The following is a 14952-nucleotide window of genomic DNA, read 5'->3' on the forward strand; positions in this document are numbered from 1 at the left end:
TATAGTGTTTTATTTGGCAAATACAGCCTTAAATCTAAATTAAAAACTATTCACTGCGTTCAGCACATTTTACGTAATGTTGATGCAAATCTTGGTAGATGCTTTGCGACTCTTCAGTAAAGTAAGGCCGCAAGGTAAACAAGATTTTAAGTACCCCTTGATACAAGCGCGGCTTGGTGATTTCCCCACCTTTTAGCTGTGCACTTTGGTAGCCAATCCACGCACCAATAATAAACTTAACACTGTCGGCTAATTCAGCCATTATTGCGTCGTCGCCGCTTAGGAAGCGGCTCTCACGAAGCTGAAACAGAATATCTCGGCTCCAATTAGCTAACTCTAACTGTAAGCCTTGGTATTTCTCTTCCAATTCTGAGTCTCGCGCTAATAGTTCTAGTAAGTTGGCGTACATAAAACGAAAACGCCACATTAGCTCAAAACTGGCATCTAAGTACTGAGTTAAGTGCTCTAAGCTCAAACGTTGATCAGCGTGTGGCCGAAAGCTGTTTTCTAACTGAGCCACGTATAAATCGAAAATGCTGCGAATAATTTCTTGTTTGTTACTGAAATGGTAGTACAGGTTCCCAGGGCTAATGCCCAGCTCGGCGGCAATATGATTGGTGGTTATTTGTCGTTCACCGCGCTCGTTGAAGAGTTTTAGAGAAGTATGAATTATTTTATCTTTAGTTTTCATTTGGCTAAAAAGTTCTCAATGATATTACGTTGATACCTGCAAACGCTGCCAAAATCCAGTTTTTATTAGCTAGATTCAACTGGAGGCACAATTGCTATTCCCCTCGCCACAGCATAAAATCCTTAGATTAACGGCAATTTACGGAATGGCAGTATTATGATTATCGTAACAGGTGGCGCAGGCTTTATTGGCGCAAACATTGTAAAAAGTCTCAACGAACAAGGCCATAATGACATCATTGTGGTGGATGATCTCAAAGACGGCACTAAATTCGTCAATTTGGTTGACCTAGAAATCGCTGACTACCTTGATAAAGACGACTTCATAGCGCGTATCGTTTCTGGCGAAGATATTGGCGCCGAGTACGGCCAAAAAATTGAAGCCATATTCCATGAAGGTGCTTGTTCTGCCACAACAGAGTGGGACGGCAAGTACATGATGGAAAACAACTATGAGTACTCAAAAGAGTTACTGCATTACTGTTTAGACCGTCGCATTCCATTCTTATATGCTTCTTCTGCCGCCACTTATGGCGATACCGAGATTTTTAAAGAAGAGAAGCAATACGAAGGGCCGCTTAATGTATACGGTTACTCAAAGCTGCAGTTTGATAACTATGTACGCTGCTTGTTGCCAGAAATCGATTCTCAAGTGGTTGGGTTTCGTTACTTCAATGTGTACGGTCCTCGTGAGCAACACAAAGGCAGCATGGCCAGCGTGGCTTTCCACTTAAATAACCAAGTAAATGATGGGCAAAACCCCAAATTATTTGAAGGTTATGACGGCTATGGCAACGGCGGACAAAGCCGCGATTTTGTTTACGTTGGTGACGTGGTGAAAGTAAACCTATGGTTCTGGAAAAACCCAGATCAAAGCGGAATTTTCAACCTAGGCACTGGCCAAGCAGAACCATTCCGTGCGGTAGCAGAAGCGGTAATCAACTATCACCAAAAGGGTGAAATTGAATACATTCCGTTCCCAGATCACCTAAAAGGCCGCTACCAAAGCTTTACTCAAGCGAATATCGACAAGCTACGCGCAGCTGGTTATGCAGAACCATTTAAAGACGTTGCCCAAGGGGTAGCTGAATACATGGCCTGGCTAAACAAGTAATATCAAAAATACTCAAGGGGCGATAAGCCCCTTTTTAACATAGGTTGTTAATGAAAATTTTGGTGGTAGGCCCATCTTGGGTAGGCGACATGGTAATGTCGCAAAGCTTGTACAAAACACTTAAACAATTGCACCCAAAAGCGCAATTGGATGTATTAGCGCCAGATTGGTGTCGCCCCATGCTAGAGCGGATGCCTGAAGTAGATAATGCATTGCGCATGCCCTTAGGCCACGGTGATTTGCAGCTAACAACACGTTGGAAAATAGCCCGAGAACTAAAGCAAAATAACTATGATTGGGCCATTACCCAACCTAACTCTCTAAAATCTGCGTTAATTCCTTGGTTTGCAGGCATAAAACAGCGAACTGGCTGGAAAGGCGAAAGCCGCTACGGCCTGCTTAACGATCTGCGCAGCAACAAGCAAGATTTTCCGCTGATGGTGGAGCGTTATGTATCGCTGGCTCATCCTAAAGCGTCGATGCAATCGGCGGCTGTTCTACCCGCTTATTTGCACCCTCAGCTAAAAGCCAACCAAGCCAATCAACAACAGGCTTTGGCTCAGCTTGAATTAAACACAGAGCAGCCAATATTGGCCTTATGCCCGGGGGCGGAATTTGGCCCCGCAAAGCGTTGGCCAGAACAGCACTACGCTAAAGTTGCCAGTCATTGGATTGAACAGCGTAAGGGTCAGGTATGGATTTTTGGTTCTGATAAAGACCGAGCAGTGGGTACGCAAATCATCGAGCATGTACCTCAGGAGCTACAGCAACACTGCCACAACCTTGCCGGCAAGACCAAACTGGCAGAAGCCATCGACTTAATGGCACTAGCCACTTTGGCAGTAAGTAATGACTCAGGTTTAATGCACATCGCCGCGGCTTTAGAGCTGCCCTTAATCGCCGTTTATGGCTCGTCGTCACCAAAGTACACGCCACCTCTGACTGAAAACACAGCTATATTGCATACTGATATAGATTGCCGCCCGTGCTTTAAAAAGACCTGCCAGTTCGGCCACTTAAAATGCTTAACCGAGCTAGCGCCTGAGCAAGCAATTTTAGCTATTACTAAACTACTGACTTAGTTACACTTACTTTATTTACTGTTATCGAGAGCCCTATGAGCGCAAAGCCTCCGGTTATATCAATAGTTTGCCCCTGCTTTAACGAGCAAGAATCCGTGGGTTTATTCATCGATACCATGCTGCCAGAGCTCGAAAAAACCGAGCTTAGTTTCGAGATTATTTTTATTAACGACGGTAGTCGCGATAACACCTTATCCACACTCAAAGATTTGCAAAAACGACATGCTGGGATAAGAGTCATTAACCTTGCGCGCAATTTTGGTAAGGAAGCAGCGCTTACCGCAGGGATAGATTTATCTAAAGGCCAAGTGATTGTGCCTATTGATGTTGACCTACAAGATCCACCCGAGCTGATTCATGACTTTATCCGGGAATGGAACAATGGCTACGATGTTGTTGTAGCAAAACGGGTTGATAGAACCAGTGATAGTTTTGCCAAGAAGCTCAGCGCCGAATTGTTCTATAAATTTCACAATCGAATATCTCACGTAAAAATTCCGGTTAACGTTGGTGACTACCGACTAATGACTCGTAGAGTTGTCTCTGCCATTCAACAAATGCCTGAAAACCAACGTTTTATGAAAGGCATCTTCTCTTGGGTTGGCTTTAAAACAAAAATTGTTGAATATAAACGAGACCCTAGAATTGCCGGCGAAACCAGCTTTAATGGCTGGAAGCTGTGGAACTTCGCCCTAGAAGGCATCACTAGCTTTAGTACTGCTCCGCTGCGTATTTGGCTTTATATCGGTTTAGCCATTTCGACACTAGCATTTGTATATGGCAGTGCCATTGTTATCAAAACCCTATTGTTTGGTATCGACGCTCCTGGTTATGCATCGCTAATTACTATTATGCTATTTTTAGGCGGGGTACAGTTAATTGGCTTAGGTGTGCTAGGTGAGTATATTGGCCGTTTGTTTATGGAGTCGAAACGACGCCCCATTTACATTGTGGAAGAAGACAACTAAGCATGTCTAACTTAATAACAAGGTTATTCAGTCTTCGCATTGCACGCTACGGCCTTACTGGCGGTATTGCTACCGCAATTCACTTTTTTTTAGCCCTAGCTGTCTTAGAATACTGGCCACAAGCTTTTGCTGTAGCTAACTTTATCGGCTTTAGCTTAGCCTTTATTTTTTCTTACCTATTGCAAACTTGTTGGGTATTTCAGCATCAGCCTTCACTAAACAATGCCTTACGTTTTTTTGTGGTGCAAGCCTCTGCCTTATGCTTATCAATCTGGCTTTCATCCTTACTCAACGATTTTTCGGATATTATTAAAGTTGCGGTGGTTATTGTTTTACTGCCTCTTGTTACCTTTATTATCCACCGCTGCTGGACATACTCCCAAGCAGAAGCCCAGAAATCTTAACTAACCAACAGAGCTCAATCGTGTATTTAAACCAACAAATAGAAAAACATTTTACTCTGATTTACTGGTCTATCTTTGTTAGCTCTGTTGGCTTGTTACTGCTATATGCAAGCAACCAAATCCTCACCGGTGACCAAACTCAGATGTTATTAAAAGGGTATTTGGGGGCTTACCACGGAACTTGGTTAAGCTACGGTAATGCAGCTAGTGTAGTGGGTAATGTACCTGGCTCTTTATCAGCCTTGTTGGTGGGCTTACCCCTACTAATATGGGACTCTCCTTGGTCACCGATGCTGTTGCTACCCATCATTCGTTTAATGTCGTTCTTCCTGTTCGACCATGTAATTAAACAATGCTTTAGCCCTGTAGTGAGAATCAGCTTTGCTGTACTTTACCTATTAAGCCCTTGGTTTCTATTCGACAGTCTTATCTATAACCCCGCGTATCTTTGTTTCTTTGCTGGGCTGCATTGCTGGTCTGCCTTCAAAATGCGCCAGAGCAGCTCATTCATTTACGGCTTTCTTCATGTCGTAGCTATTGGCTTAGCCATGCAAATTCACTACTCATGGCCAATATTGGCGGCAATGTCAGCTTACCTTTATTATCGCGGCATCATTAAAATAAACTGGTGGGGTATAGTTGCCGGCGGCTTAGCTGTATTAGCCAGTCTAGTTCCCTATTTAATGGAAGTTTTCCACAACCCTGCAATTCAAGGCCAAGACAGCGACCGTTATATCGGCTGGGGTGCAGTAAATGTTTACCCCGTGCTCAAAGCTGCCCTTTACTGGCTGCGCTATAGCTCTTTTCTTTTCACTAATCGCATTATTGTCGATGCCAATTTTCTTTGGCTCACCGATATAGAATGGTTAAGAACTGTCGTTGATTACATTTGGCAAGCAGTACTCTTTACGGTGGGTGGCATTACCGTCATTTGTGCCTGGGTGGTAAATAAAAAAGCCTGGAAGGTAATCAAACCTCATTGGCGAAGCAGACAGGCACTCAATTTAACTGCTTCAGATTGGTTAATGCATTACGCATTTTCTGCGTTCTTAGGCATTATTGTTTCTGCAATGCTCTCTCCAATTATTTTTTCTTATTGGCATTTGATTATCGCCTTTGCTTTCGCCCTATTTCCAGTGCTGTACTACGCTGAGTATTGGCAACAAAAAAGACCCGAAAGGCTCGCTAAAATTACAGCTATTGTTGCCGCCTATTTCTTAGTTGTTAACCTCGTCGCCAGTCATGACAGCAACAAGTACACTTATCTAATTGGCTATCAAGAACAGGTTGAAGCTTATTTAGAAGAGCAAGGTTTGTCTTTAAAAGATCTGGTGGAAGAGAACCAACATAACTAGATGATAATGCGCATTCTATACAACATTTTGCTAGTGGTAGTTTTGCCCTTGGCGATATACAAACTTTACTGGCCGCGAGCTGGCAAGCCGTCGGTAGGCAAGCGTTGGCCAGAGCATTTTGGATTGAGTAAAAAAGTATCAGCGGTTGATGTATGGTTGCATGCTGTGTCCGTCGGTGAAGTATTAGCGGCCATTCCTTTAATTACTCAATTGAAGCAGCAGCAACCGCAACTCAATATATTACTGACTACCACTACCGCTACAGGTGCTGAGCAAGCCCAATCCAAACTGGCGGATTTAGTCATTCATCGCTATGCACCTTTTGATCTATGGCCGTGTACTCGCTGGTTTCTGCATTTACATAAACCCAAGCAGCTGTGGATTATGGAAACAGAATTGTGGCCAAATTGGCTACAGCTTTGTCAAAACCAAAACATTCCGGTATCGCTTATCAATGCCCGTATGTCACAACGCTCTTGTCAGCGCTATTTGCGCTTCAAAGGCTTTAGTCAGCGCTTGTATGGTCAATTAGGGCAGGTATTGGCGCAACATCAGGATGACGCACAGCGCTTTAATCAATTGGGAGTTGCAGCCGCCAACTTGGTGGTAACCGGCTCGATAAAATACGACCTGCCCGATACCCATGCCATACAGCAACAAGCAGAGCAACTTCGCCCCAGCTTGTTTAGTGAGCGCCTAATATGGATTGCCGCCAGTACCCACAAAGGTGAAGACGAGCTAGTACTTGAGGTGATGCAGCAAGTTCGCAAGCAGCTTCCCGACAGTTTATTAATATTAGTGCCGCGACACCCTGAACGCTTCGACCAAGTGGCCGAATTAATTGCTGCCAATGGCTTTGATTGCGCGCGTCGCAGCCAACAACAAAGTCCCGCTGCAAAAGATGCAGTTTATTTAGCCGACACTATGGGCGAGATGCTGTTGATGTATGCTTGCTCTGATGCCGCTTTCATCGGTGGTTCCTTGGTGCCCGTGGGTGGACATAATTATTTAGAAGCTGCTGCATTAGGTTTGCCCTGCATGGCTGGCGAACATGACTTTAACTTTTCAGATATAAGCCAACAGCTGCAAGCCTGCGGCGCGCTTAAGCTTAGCGCTGATACAGAGCAACTGGCCAATTGGCTTAAAGCGTGGTTAAGCAGCGCTGAAGAGCGCAACAAAGCCGGGGACGCAGGCTTGTCTATTGTTAAGCAAAACCAAGGCGCTTTAGCGCGCAGCCTAGCAGCGCTTTTAAACTAAAGCGCTTGTTGATAACAAGCCAAAAAATACTGCCAGTCAGACTCGAGCCAATGGCAGTAACCAGGCTTTGCCTGCTCTTTTTCTAAAGAACGGTAAAAACGAGCAATGTTAGCTTGCTGCCATTTTTTTCTCGGTCGACAAATTCGGCCATTATCAAAATCAATTAACCAAACACGTTGCTGGTCATCAACCATGATGTTACGTAAGTTGAGGTCGGCATGATAAACCCCAGCCCGATGAAACTGCGCAATGGTCTCAGCAATTTTTTGCCATAAATTTAAAGGGAGTCGGCGCTCGCTAAGCAACTTAGCCAGATCTTTAGCGCCACTTATACGCTCCAAAATCAAATCCGCTTGGAAGCTCAAACCTTTGCGTTTAACTCTACCGGCAATGGGTACTGGGGCTGGAAGCTCAAGCGCTTGTAACTTCATCAACAGTGAGAACTCTTTCCACACTCGAGTGCGCTGAAGGCTGGAATACAAATAGCGGTCATTACTCAATTTAGCGACTAAACCACCACGATGATAGTGGCGTAATACAAACTCTCGGTGCTCAAAACGAAAAAACAGGGTTTTACCTCGGCCCATAGCTTGGCCTACCACCGCTCTATTTTGTTGCCAATGTCGGGGCTCAAAATAAGCATCACTTACCTGCTGCCATACTGCCGGATTATAGAATAGCCAGCCGTCAGCGGTTTTCTGTTTTTCAATCTGCATAGTTATCGCTTGTGAAACAAATCTCAGCAATTTTACAACGCAAGCTGCAAAAAGCATAATACTTAAGAAAATCCGCCACTTTTGCCAAAATGACCAAGCAGCAAACCACCTTAAAAGTCTGTATTTTACGCCTATCAGCTATCGGCGATGTCTGTAATGCTCTGGCTGTGGTTCAGCAACTTCAAAACAGCTACCAACATGTCGACATTACCTGGGTATGTGGCAAAGCAGAAGCACAGTTATTAGCTGCCTTCAGCAATATAAAACTGCTTGTATACGATAAAAAAGATGGCTTAAAAGGCATGCTCGCTGTTAAACGAGAGCTTAAAGGCCAGCAATTTGATGTTTTGCTACACATGCAAGCCGCGTTGCGTGCCAGCTTGCTAAGCTGCTGTATTCCCGCAAAACGTAGAATTGGTTTTGACAAAAGCCGCGCTAAAGATGGTCAGTGGCTATTTACTAACGAAAAGATTGCTCCGGCTAATTCTGCTCATGTATTAGATGGCTTTTTACAGTTTCTATTGCCGCTGGGAGTAGCTATTCAAGCCCCAAGTTGGCAAGTGCCACTTTCTCCAGCAGACCAACAAACCGCGAAACAATTGCTAGGCCGTTCTGGTAAGCATATCGTGATCTGTCCGGCCGCTAGCAAAGCCTATAAGAATTGGACCTTGCAAGGTTATGCAGGCATCGCCCAATACGCGCTTGAGCAGGGCTACCAAGTGAGTTTAATAGGTAGTCCGGCTAACAATGAGGTCGCTCTAAGCGAGCAAGTTAATCAAGCCTGCCAAGGCAAGTTAAACAACCTTTGTGGAAAAACCAGCTTAAGCCAGCTTTGGGCACTCATTGCCCAAGCAGATCTGCTAATATCGCCAGATACTGGCCCAGCTCATATGGCGGTAGCAGCAAATACGCCGGTTTTAGGGCTGTATGCTCACCACAATCCACAACGCACTGGTCCTTATAATTATCGAGATTACGTAGTGAGCGTGTGGCAGCAATTGATTGAAAAAGAACAAGGCAAACCTGCTGCTCAACTTAGTTGGCGCAGTAGGGTTAAAGATCCCAATGCTATGCAATACATCACCCTTGATGCGGTGATTGAGATGTTTGAATTTATAAAAAAAGAGCAACAATTATGAGTGCACGCCAAGCTAGCATTAGCGCAATTATCATTACTAAAAATGAACAAGACAGCCTAAAAGATTGCCTTGAAAGCTTAACTTGGGTCGACCAAATTGTAGTTGTGGACTCTGGCAGCACCGACGGCACCGTAGAGCTTGCCAAACAATATACTCAAGATGTTTACAGCAACCCTGACTGGCCGGGCTTTGGTAAACAAAAACAACTAGCGCAAAGCTATGCCAGTGGTGATTGGATTCTGGCTGTAGATGCTGATGAGCGCATTGATGAAACCCTGCGCAATAACATCCAAGCCATGCTAGAAAACCCACCAAGTAATACTGTGTTCAATCTAAATGAACTCACTTGGGTATTTGGCCGTTTTCTTAAGCATTCAGGTTGGTATTATCGACATATTCGCCTTTACCCGCGCGAGCTCACTACTTACAACGACAACCTTGTCCATGAGTCGGTGCTGGTGCCAGAGGGTTGCCAAATTGCCGAACTAGACGGCGATATCTTGCATTACTCCTATAAAAACATTGAGCACTACTTAGTAAAGTCGGCGGGTTATGCCAAAGCTTGGGCAGACCAACGCGAAGCCAGAGGTAAACGTGCAAGCTTGGGCCAAGGAATATTGCATGCGATTGGCTGTTTTTCAAAAATGTACTTGCTCAAACGCGGCTTTTTAGATGGTAAAGCAGGCTTTTTGATTGCCTTGCTGTCGGCGCATTCAACCTTTGTTAAATACGCCGATCTATGGGCGCGGGAAAACGACAGCCACTACAAGAAGTAGGCTTACTGGAGTTTAAGTTCTTCCAGTAATTTAGCAGCATCTATAGCGGCTAAATCCGTCACGTTGACTGCATGTTCACCTAAGCAGCCATATTGCGCCACATTGGTCACAGTAAACAAACCTACGCAATAAGCGCCAGCAGTGCTTGCTAAGTGCAAGGGGCCGGTATCGCCACAGAAAAACAATGGCACTTGTTGTAAAAATGCCGCTAGTTTTCTTAAGTCACCGTTGGAATAGGTGAACTCTGCCTCCGCCAATGGCGCTGTAACATCGGGGCTCAATATCTCGATGATATTCACTTCACCAGCATAGTGTTGGCTAAACTTAGCTATCAAGGTCTGCCAATCTTTATCGGCTATTACCTTAGCCCCGCGAGCACCACGAAAATAGGCCAAGCTTGGTTTTGCTTGATTCTCGCCTAATAAAGCCTGCAATTGCTTGCGTGCCTCCTGCTGCTCTTGCTCGCTTAAGACTAATCGAGTGAAATATTGGCTAGGGGCTTTTTGATGTAGCTCTTCTAATAGCTCCATACAACCCAAAGCATAGTGTTTATATCGCTTGGTTTGCTTAAAGGTATGGCTGCACACTGCTTGATTAGCTTTGTCTTGAAAGGCAAATACATTTTTAGCAGTTACTAACGCGCTAACAATTCGGTCACTTGAACCACTGTAAGGAATCAACACCACATCGTAAACTTGCTTACGCAATTGACGCATAGTGGAAATAAAGTTAGTTATAGTTTTTAGGCCGAATTGCGAATAATGAATTTTGCTTAGACCTAGATTTTCAAACACCTGCCCTTGCCAAGGATCGGTTAACAACAGTTCAACCTCGGCGTTTGGGTACATTTCGATAACTTTATTTACGTAAGGCAATAAAAAAAACATATTACCGATGCGCTTGTTATTGCGCACAATCAACACTCGTTTTACCTGCTGAGGTTCAAGCATTTCCTGCTGACGCCCCTTACGACCTCCGAGCATTTTTAGAAAAGCGACTTCTAAAGCCACAGAATGATTGCGCCGTTTAGCGTCAAACTGGCGCAGTGCTGTTCGTATTTTTTTTATTAAGCTCATCGTCTTATTCTGCTATTTCTTTTGCCTGCAGCTTTTGCCACCACAAGTTAATTTTAACCGCTGAGTCACTCACATTAATCAAACTCATATCTTCTTGAGTTAGCTCGCCTGCCGGCGGCGAGAAAGAAATATGTCGGCCTTGGCTATTAAGCGGCTGCCAACGCAGTGGTGTTGCGCTGCGACGGCTGGGGAAAAACCCTACGGTTGGCACATCTAAAGCACCAGCAATATGCAGCGGCCCAGTTGAGCCGGCTATAAACACATCCGCACAGGCTAATACTTCACAAAAAGTTTTTAGCCCCTCTTCAGAATAATAGAGCTGATTAGCCACTTCGGCGGTATCCAACTGATTAACTAAGTCCTGCGCGGCAATTAACTCGCCTGGCCCTGCAGTAACCACAAAATGCAGCTCAGGTTTAAGCTTAGCCAAGCAATCGATCAAGCTAAAGTACTGCTCAATGCTTAGATTATTTGCCGAACCACCACTACCAATGTGTACCATTGCTAAAGATTTATCTTCCAACTCGGCAAACTCTGCTTGCTTACGCCTGGTAACTTGTTCAGCACTAAACTGTAAATAAGGTGGGCTAGGCTCAAGCGGTTCTACTTGCAGCTTGGCTAAAAAAGCGCGAGTCAGCTCCAAATTGTATTCAAATTCAGGTTTACGAGACTGAGAGCGACGCTGTTTTACTCGATGGTTATACAAAAACTGAGCGAGCTTAGTGGCTGGAGCACAACGTAATTTAATACCAGCACGCGCGCCTAACCAAGCGTTACGCATGGTCGAGAACAAACATAAATAGCCATCAAAGTGCTGTTGCTTCACTTCATTAAGCAGTGCTGTTTGTTCGCCAGCATCACCATTAGCTCCGCAATCAATAATCACCTTATCAATCCAAGGGCAAAGCTCTGCAAGAGGAGCGGTATAGCTAGGCACCAAAGCACTTATCTGACAATTTGGTAACGAGGCTTTTAGCAAAGCAAAGCTAGGCCACGCCAGCATAAAATCGCCAATTTTGTCGTTTCGCACAACCAACAGTTTTTGCATGTGTTTATCTCTATAATTAAGCCTGCGCATTGTGACCAATCTTGCACTCGGGCTCAAGAATTTTCCCCAAGCCTGTGAGCCAGTTAGCTCAAGTGGCCTAAGTACATCTTGTACTCTAGGTTTTAACAGGATTTATCGCGAATACCTGTATCTTCTGAAAGCTGAGGTTATAATCCAGCTAACATTAATTTTTGGCATAGCTACATGACAACTCGGGTAATTTATCCTGGCACCTTTGATCCAGTGACCAACGGCCATAGCGATTTAATCCAACGCGCGGCTCGCATGTTCGACACCGTAATTGTGGCGGTTGCCGCTAGCCCTAGTAAACAACCTTTGTTTAGCTTAGAAGAGCGGGTTAAGTTGCTGGAACAAGCCATTAGTGCCAATACCAATATTGAAGTGATTGGTTTTACCGGCCTATTGGTAGATTTAGCTAAACAACAAAATGCCAACGTATTGTTGCGTGGACTGCGCACCGGTTCCGACTTTGAATATGAGATGCAACTGGCCGATATGAACCGCCAGCTGGATCCCAACCTAGAAAGTGTATTTCTAACGCCAGGCGAGGGGGTAAGTTTTATTTCCTCCACCCTAATTAAAGAAGTAGCAAAGCATGGCGGTGAAATAGAGCGTTTTGTTGCACCACATGTTGCCCAAGCCGTCAGCGAAAAGCTCGCTAAATAAAAGAGCTAGCGCTGACAATGCGGACAAAAGAAGGTATTGCGCTGGCCAATGCGTAATGCCTTAATCAACTCCCCGCAAGTATCACAAGCTTCGCCTTCTCGGCCATATACCGCTAAGGTTTGCTTAAAATAGCCTGGCTTGCCATCGGCATTGGTAAAATCTTTAAGGCTGGTGCCGCCTTGTTCTATAGCTTCCGCCAATACTTGTTTGATGTTGTCGGTAAGCAGCTCTAGGCGCACTTTGCTTACTTTGTTGGCAGCACGTTTAGGGTGGATGCCAGTTCTAAACAAAGCCTCGTTGGCATAAATGTTACCTACGCCCACCACCACTTTGTTATCCATAATAAACTGCTTAACCGCCACACTGCGCTTGCTGGCTTGTTCAATTAAATACTTAGCTGAGAACTCATCGTGCAAGGGCTCTGGCCCCAAGTTAACCAGTAAATTATGCTGCTCAATCGGTAGCTGACTAAACAAAACACAGCCAAAACGGCGTGGGTCATTTAACCTAAGTACTTTACCGTTAGCCAATTCAATATCTACATGATCATGCTTTTCGGCTGCTAGACCTTGCTCAACAATCCGTAAGCTGCCAGACATACCTAAGTGAATTAGAATATGGCCGGCCTCGGTTTCCAACAGTAAATACTTAGCCCGCCGCGTTACCGACAAAATAGCTAAACCCACACAGCACTGGATCAACTCTGGCACCGGCCAACGCAACTTAGCTTGGCGAACCACAATTTTGCTAATCACTTGATTATTGATGTGCGGACTAATGCCGCGGCGGCTGGTTTCTACCTCGGGTAACTCAGGCATCGGAAGCGCTCACAGTTGGGAAAAGGGCGTGGTAGCTGTCGCTATCTACTTTTAATAATTGGCCTTGCCAGTTGGTTATCCAATACTGTTGATTAAGGCTAAATAAGGTGAGTTCTAAGGGCGTTGCAGAATTTGCTAAGTAAACCAGTATGGTTTGGCTACTCGCAGCGCCACCTATAGCGTTCTGCCAAGGTTCAAGATGAATATGCAACCATGCATCAATAAGTGCAACCGGGCGTTCTAGAGGCGGCTCACTGCGCCATTGAGTACCAACTCGCTCTATCACTACATCGGGCAGCTCAATACGTAAAATAGTCGCTCCCTGCGGCAATAACTGGCCAACGGCCATTTGCTCGTTTGGGGCAGCTTGCTCATTCATTTCAACGTATTTGAAAATCAAAATCATCGAGGCAACAGCAAATATGATGATGTTATTCCAGCCTCTGCGGCTCATTTTCATCGAGATTCTCCTTTAATTAGGAGCATCATAAGCGGGAAGTCTTTGGCGAGTAAAGGGCACAACATTGGTGTTACCACTAAAAAACAGGCAAAAAAAAGCCCAGCCTAAGCTGAGCTTCTTTACATCAAAGCCAAAATCTATTTGATTTTGCCTTCTTTGTACATAACGTGCTGACGAACAACAGGATCAAATTTTTTGATTTCCATTTTCTCAGGCATGTTACGTTTGTTCTTATCAGTGGTGTAGAAGTGACCAGTGCCAGCTGATGAGTTCAAACGAATTTTTTCGCGAATACCTTTAGCCATTTTTTAGCTCCTTATACCTTCTCACCACGACCACGCATCTCAGCTAAAACAGCGTCGATACCTTTTTTGTCGATGATGCGCATACCTTTAGTAGATACGCGTAATTTAACAAAACGTTTCTCAGTCTCAACCCAAAAACGGTGAGATTGAAGGTTAGGCAAAAAACGACGACGAGTGCGGTTTTTTGCGTGCGATACGTTGTTACCAACAGCTGGTTTCTTACCAGTAACTTGGCATACTCTAGACATGTCAGTCTTCTCCAAATATGTACTTCTGCTCGAGCATCTGTTCATGCCCCGTTAGGCCGTCGCCCGGGACGACAGAAAGGCCGCATTTTATACAGGAAATAGAACCCTAGATCAACTAAAAATTGAACAAAGATCAGATCCAACCGCGCTCGGCGAAAGACACAGTCTCTCCACAGCCGACGACAACATGGTCTAAAACTCGCACATCAATCAGCGCTAAGGCCTTGATTAATTTGGTAGTAATTTGCTTATCAGCCAAACTTGGCTCTGCCACACCCGAGGGGTGATTATGGGCAAATATTACTGCAGCAGCATTTTTTTCTAATACTCGCTGTACCACCACCCGTGGATAAACACTGGCGGCATCAATCGTTCCGAAAAATAGCGGCGCGAATTGTAACACTCGATGCTGATTATCCAATAGCAATATTGCAAATACTTCGCGTTGTTGGTGAGATAATTCCATAGAAAGGTAGTTTTTTGCCGATTCGGCGCTATCTAAGACACTATTTTCACTTATATCGGCCAGCAAATAACGTCGACTCATTTCAATTGAGGCATGTAATTGTGCGAATTTAGCGCTACCCAAACCTTTTTCAGCACAAAACTGTTGATGATCGGCGGCCAATACCGCGCGCAAGGAACCAAATTGGGCTAATAAGTGCTGGGCTAAACTCACTGCATCTAATCCGGCACAGCCTACCCGCAAAAAAATCGCCAGCAATTCGGCATCACTTAAACTTTGGGCACCACTATTTAGTAGCTTTTCTCTTGGCCGCTGTTCGGCCGGCCAATCACAAATTGCCATA

At 44.8% G+C, this 14952-nt stretch carries 18 protein-coding genes; 9 read left to right on the forward strand and 9 right to left on the reverse strand.

Translation table 11 applies throughout. From position 1 onward, the window contains the following. Positions 1–46 precede the first annotated feature (46 nt). On the reverse strand, positions 47–691 hold the full coding sequence (locus G6R11_RS00495; RefSeq protein ID WP_163130274.1) for a TetR/AcrR family transcriptional regulator: 645 nt from the start codon (positions 689–691) through the stop codon (positions 47–49). A gap of 156 nt (positions 692–847) precedes the next feature. On the opposite strand from G6R11_RS00495, the gene rfaD reads away from it, so the two are divergent. From rfaD to waaA, 6 genes are read left to right on the forward strand one after another with little or no spacing between them, the layout of a single operon-like run. Next, a complete protein-coding gene (gene rfaD / locus G6R11_RS00500) occupies positions 848–1804 on the forward strand; it encodes an ADP-glyceromanno-heptose 6-epimerase (RefSeq protein WP_163130276.1) in 957 nt (318 codons plus the stop codon). A 50-nt stretch (positions 1805–1854) separates the two neighbouring features. After that, positions 1855–2886 (forward strand): lipopolysaccharide heptosyltransferase II, encoded by a 1032-nt coding sequence (gene waaF, locus G6R11_RS00505; RefSeq protein ID WP_163130277.1) that lies wholly within the window; start codon positions 1855–1857, stop codon positions 2884–2886. 35 nt (positions 2887–2921) lie between these two features. Continuing rightward, complete coding sequence (locus G6R11_RS00510; protein ID WP_163130279.1) at positions 2922–3854, forward strand: glycosyltransferase family 2 protein; 933 nt, start codon at positions 2922–2924, stop codon at positions 3852–3854. A 2-nt stretch (positions 3855–3856) separates the two neighbouring features. After that, positions 3857–4258, forward strand: a complete 402-nt coding sequence (locus G6R11_RS00515) for a GtrA family protein (protein ID WP_163130281.1) — start codon at positions 3857–3859, stop codon at positions 4256–4258. A 20-nt stretch (positions 4259–4278) separates the two neighbouring features. Continuing rightward, positions 4279–5613, forward strand: a complete 1335-nt coding sequence (locus tag G6R11_RS00520) for a 3-deoxy-D-manno-octulosonic acid transferase (protein WP_163130285.1) — start codon at positions 4279–4281, stop codon at positions 5611–5613. Positions 5614–5619: 6 nt separating this feature from the next. Beyond that, positions 5620–6870: a lipid IV(A) 3-deoxy-D-manno-octulosonic acid transferase gene (waaA, locus tag G6R11_RS00525; RefSeq protein ID WP_205472507.1), complete on the forward strand. Its 1251-nt coding sequence runs from the start codon at positions 5620–5622 to the stop codon at positions 6868–6870. Here the strand turns inward: waaA and G6R11_RS00530 are convergent. Continuing rightward, a complete protein-coding gene (locus tag G6R11_RS00530) occupies positions 6867–7586 on the reverse strand; it encodes a 3-deoxy-D-manno-octulosonic acid kinase (protein WP_163130291.1) in 720 nt (239 codons plus the stop codon). The two genes, waaA and G6R11_RS00530, sit on opposite strands and share 4 nt — an antisense overlap. A gap of 89 nt (positions 7587–7675) precedes the next feature. Here G6R11_RS00530 and G6R11_RS00535 point away from each other — a divergent pair, with 89 nt between their 5' ends. Together G6R11_RS00535 and G6R11_RS00540 are read left to right on the forward strand one after the other, a co-directional pair. Continuing rightward, positions 7676–8725: a glycosyltransferase family 9 protein gene (locus G6R11_RS00535; protein ID WP_163130292.1), complete on the forward strand. Its 1050-nt coding sequence runs from the start codon at positions 7676–7678 to the stop codon at positions 8723–8725. Further along, a complete protein-coding gene (locus tag G6R11_RS00540) occupies positions 8722–9501 on the forward strand; it encodes a glycosyltransferase family 2 protein (RefSeq protein WP_163130295.1) in 780 nt (259 codons plus the stop codon). The genes G6R11_RS00535 and G6R11_RS00540 overlap by 4 nt, the downstream gene beginning before the upstream one ends. 2 nt (positions 9502–9503) lie before the next feature. Here G6R11_RS00540 and G6R11_RS00545 read toward each other — a convergent pair whose 3' ends face one another. Together G6R11_RS00545 and G6R11_RS00550 are read right to left on the reverse strand one after the other, a co-directional pair. Beyond that, on the reverse strand, positions 9504–10577 hold the full coding sequence (locus G6R11_RS00545; protein ID WP_163130298.1) for a glycosyltransferase family 9 protein: 1074 nt from the start codon (positions 10575–10577) through the stop codon (positions 9504–9506). A gap of 4 nt (positions 10578–10581) precedes the next feature. Continuing rightward, on the reverse strand, positions 10582–11625 hold the full coding sequence (locus G6R11_RS00550) for a glycosyltransferase family 9 protein (protein WP_205472515.1): 1044 nt from the start codon (positions 11623–11625) through the stop codon (positions 10582–10584). Between the two features lie 204 nt (positions 11626–11829). Here G6R11_RS00550 and coaD point away from each other — a divergent pair, with 204 nt between their 5' ends. After that, the gene (gene coaD, locus G6R11_RS00555; protein WP_163130304.1) at positions 11830–12312 is read left to right on the forward strand and encodes a pantetheine-phosphate adenylyltransferase; all 483 of its coding nucleotides are present in this window, start codon (positions 11830–11832) and stop codon (positions 12310–12312) included. A 5-nt stretch (positions 12313–12317) separates the two neighbouring features. On the opposite strand, the gene mutM is transcribed toward coaD, so the two are convergent. The 5 genes from mutM to radC form a co-directional block, all read right to left on the reverse strand. Further along, a complete protein-coding gene (gene mutM / locus G6R11_RS00560) occupies positions 12318–13130 on the reverse strand; it encodes a bifunctional DNA-formamidopyrimidine glycosylase/DNA-(apurinic or apyrimidinic site) lyase (protein ID WP_163130307.1) in 813 nt (270 codons plus the stop codon). Continuing rightward, a complete protein-coding gene (locus G6R11_RS00565; protein ID WP_163130310.1) occupies positions 13123–13590 on the reverse strand; it encodes a hypothetical protein in 468 nt (155 codons plus the stop codon). Before G6R11_RS00565 ends, mutM begins: the two co-directional genes overlap by 8 nt. Before the next feature lie 137 nt (positions 13591–13727). Continuing rightward, on the reverse strand, positions 13728–13883 hold the full coding sequence (gene rpmG, locus G6R11_RS00570; RefSeq protein WP_343212515.1) for a 50S ribosomal protein L33: 156 nt from the start codon (positions 13881–13883) through the stop codon (positions 13728–13730). Between the two features lie 23 nt (positions 13884–13906). Further along, entirely contained in the window at positions 13907–14143 is a 237-nt protein-coding gene (gene rpmB, locus G6R11_RS00575) for a 50S ribosomal protein L28 (protein WP_016400150.1), read from the reverse strand. Positions 14144–14276: 133 nt separating this feature from the next. Next, positions 14277–14951 carry a DNA repair protein RadC gene (gene radC / locus G6R11_RS00580; RefSeq protein ID WP_163130312.1) on the reverse strand — a complete coding sequence of 225 codons (675 nt, stop codon included), beginning with the start codon at positions 14949–14951 and terminating at the stop codon, positions 14277–14279. Position 14952 lies beyond the last annotated feature (1 nt).

The sequence above is a fragment of the Agarivorans sp. Alg241-V36 genome (assembly GCF_900537085.1).
Classification (GTDB): domain Bacteria; phylum Pseudomonadota; class Gammaproteobacteria; order Enterobacterales; family Celerinatantimonadaceae; genus Agarivorans.

What these genes read in the sequence shown, in the direction of transcription:
- G6R11_RS00495 (WP_163130274.1), bottom strand. Translation starts at nt 691, where the DNA reads ATGAAAACTAAAGATAAAATAATTCATACTTCTCTAAAACTCTTCAAC.
- rfaD (WP_163130276.1), top strand. Translation starts at nt 848, where the DNA reads ATGATTATCGTAACAGGTGGCGCAGGCTTTATTGGCGCAAACATTGTA.
- waaF (WP_163130277.1), top strand. Translation starts at nt 1,855, where the DNA reads ATGAAAATTTTGGTGGTAGGCCCATCTTGGGTAGGCGACATGGTAATG.
- G6R11_RS00510 (WP_163130279.1), top strand. Translation starts at nt 2,922, where the DNA reads ATGAGCGCAAAGCCTCCGGTTATATCAATAGTTTGCCCCTGCTTTAAC.
- G6R11_RS00515 (WP_163130281.1), top strand. Translation starts at nt 3,857, where the DNA reads ATGTCTAACTTAATAACAAGGTTATTCAGTCTTCGCATTGCACGCTAC.
- waaA (WP_205472507.1), top strand. Translation starts at nt 5,620, where the DNA reads ATGCGCATTCTATACAACATTTTGCTAGTGGTAGTTTTGCCCTTGGCG.
- G6R11_RS00530 (WP_163130291.1), bottom strand. Translation starts at nt 7,586, where the DNA reads ATGCAGATTGAAAAACAGAAAACCGCTGACGGCTGGCTATTCTATAAT.
- G6R11_RS00535 (WP_163130292.1), top strand. Translation starts at nt 7,676, where the DNA reads ATGACCAAGCAGCAAACCACCTTAAAAGTCTGTATTTTACGCCTATCA.
- G6R11_RS00540 (WP_163130295.1), top strand. Translation starts at nt 8,722, where the DNA reads ATGAGTGCACGCCAAGCTAGCATTAGCGCAATTATCATTACTAAAAAT.
- G6R11_RS00545 (WP_163130298.1), bottom strand. Translation starts at nt 10,577, where the DNA reads ATGAGCTTAATAAAAAAAATACGAACAGCACTGCGCCAGTTTGACGCT.
- G6R11_RS00550 (WP_205472515.1), bottom strand. Translation starts at nt 11,625, where the DNA reads ATGCAAAAACTGTTGGTTGTGCGAAACGACAAAATTGGCGATTTTATG.
- coaD (WP_163130304.1), top strand. Translation starts at nt 11,830, where the DNA reads ATGACAACTCGGGTAATTTATCCTGGCACCTTTGATCCAGTGACCAAC.
- mutM (WP_163130307.1), bottom strand. Translation starts at nt 13,130, where the DNA reads ATGCCTGAGTTACCCGAGGTAGAAACCAGCCGCCGCGGCATTAGTCCG.
- G6R11_RS00565 (WP_163130310.1), bottom strand. Translation starts at nt 13,590, where the DNA reads ATGAAAATGAGCCGCAGAGGCTGGAATAACATCATCATATTTGCTGTT.
- rpmB (WP_016400150.1), bottom strand. Translation starts at nt 14,143, where the DNA reads ATGTCTAGAGTATGCCAAGTTACTGGTAAGAAACCAGCTGTTGGTAAC.
- radC (WP_163130312.1), bottom strand. Translation starts at nt 14,951, where the DNA reads ATGGCAATTTGTGATTGGCCGGCCGAACAGCGGCCAAGAGAAAAGCTA.